2 protein-coding genes are annotated in these 1,540 nt (G+C 47.3%); both read right to left on the bottom strand.

The window, feature by feature from the left end:
- On the bottom strand, window positions 1-668 hold a 668-nt coding region (locus tag R7E00_RS23040; protein WP_318124545.1), incomplete at its 3' end, for an alpha-L-glutamate ligase-like protein.
- A gap of 3 nt (window positions 669-671) precedes the next feature.
- Window positions 672-1,540, bottom strand: an 869-nt coding sequence (locus R7E00_RS23045) for a 7TM domain-containing protein (protein ID WP_318124547.1), incomplete at its 5' end; no start/stop codon positions are given.

A 1,540-nucleotide genomic window follows, 5' to 3' on the forward strand; every position in this document is an offset into this window, starting at 1 on the left:
CCTGTATCCGGATGGTGGGTGACTGGATGGTCGAATTGCACCGCTCGGATTGCTTTACCTGTGGCGATCTCAATGCCCACGCCCACAGCGCCTTGGTGGAGGTTTGCTTTACCGTCCGACGCCGCCGTAGAACAGCGCATCATTGCCATAACAGGGTAGCCTTTAAATACGATGATGCGTACGTCTGGCACACCTTCGTAGCTGAAACCATCGAAGCAGTCATCAAACTTAATCAAGTTCTCAACCACGGCAACATCGTTCTTACCGCCGAGCGAGAACAGCCCTGCCAGTGCATTACTGATGTGGCGTTCCACTTCTTCTTTGTTGATTGTCGCACCAGAAGGTTTGGTGTACACACCGTCTTTATGCGATGTCACCACCAGAATACCTTTACCACCGCTGCCTTGAGCTGGCTTAATCACAAAACCCGGCCAGTCTTTCACCATGTTGTGGATGGTTTTTACTTCTGCTTGGTTGTGGATCACGCCGATAAGGGCAGGGACGGTTGCCCCTGCAGCTTGAGCGATGATCTTGGTTTTTAGCTTGTCATCCACCAATGGGTATTTAGAGCGATCGTTATAGCGACCAATGTAGCTATGGTTACGCTTGTTCATGCCCATAATGCCTTTGTGGCGAAGTTTTGATGGCGTAGTGTAACGTTCAAACATCGTTTAATCCTCCGCTAGCGGTTTGAAACGACGTAGTTCTGTTAGACGGTAACCAGTGTAAGTACCTAATAATAGAATACCCGCCAAAACAATTAGCTGTAGGCCGATAAAGTTAAATGTTAAGTGTTGGATATACGAGTTGGTCATCGCCAAGTAAACCAGTACCGCAGTCAGTAGTGAACCACCACCTTGCATTGCTACTTCTTTCGCGCCTTCTTCCTCCCACAGAATCGACATACGTTCGATCGTCCATGACAAGATGATCATTGGGAAGAAGGTGATTGTTAGACCTTCTGTCAAACCAATCTTGAATGCTACAACGGTGAACACCGAGATGATCATAATAACTGTGATAATAACCGCGGATATCCTTGCTACCAGAAGTAAGTTGAGCCGCGATAAGTAACTTCGGATGATCAAGCCTGTACCAACAATTAATAGGAAGCCCACAATACCAGTCACAAGCTGCGTTTGAACGAACGCAACCGCAATCAGTACTGGCATGAACGTACCAGAGGTTTTAAGACCAATAATCACGCGCAGGAACACAACGATCAATGCGCCAATTGGGATCAGCATGATGGTCTTGAACATCGCTTGCTCTTCTAGAGGCAAGCTGTGGATTGATAAGTTAAGCAGGCCATCGGCCTCAACCTTGTTGTTTGTCGCTTGTTGAGGCGTCACTTCTTGTTTGATCATGGAGAAATGAACTTGGCTGTTCTTACCTCCCACAAGGTCAAGTAACGAAACGTTCGATTCATCCCAAACAAGAAGGTTAGGTTTTACGGCTTTCTGCTCTGAATTTGGCGAGAACAGTACCCAATCTTTTCCAGACCAAACTTGCACCATCGGTTGGATGGTTTGACGACGAC

The sequence above is a fragment of the Vibrio sp. Vb1755 genome (genome assembly GCF_033338635.1).
Classification (GTDB): Bacteria; Pseudomonadota; Gammaproteobacteria; order Enterobacterales; family Vibrionaceae; genus Vibrio; species Vibrio alginolyticus.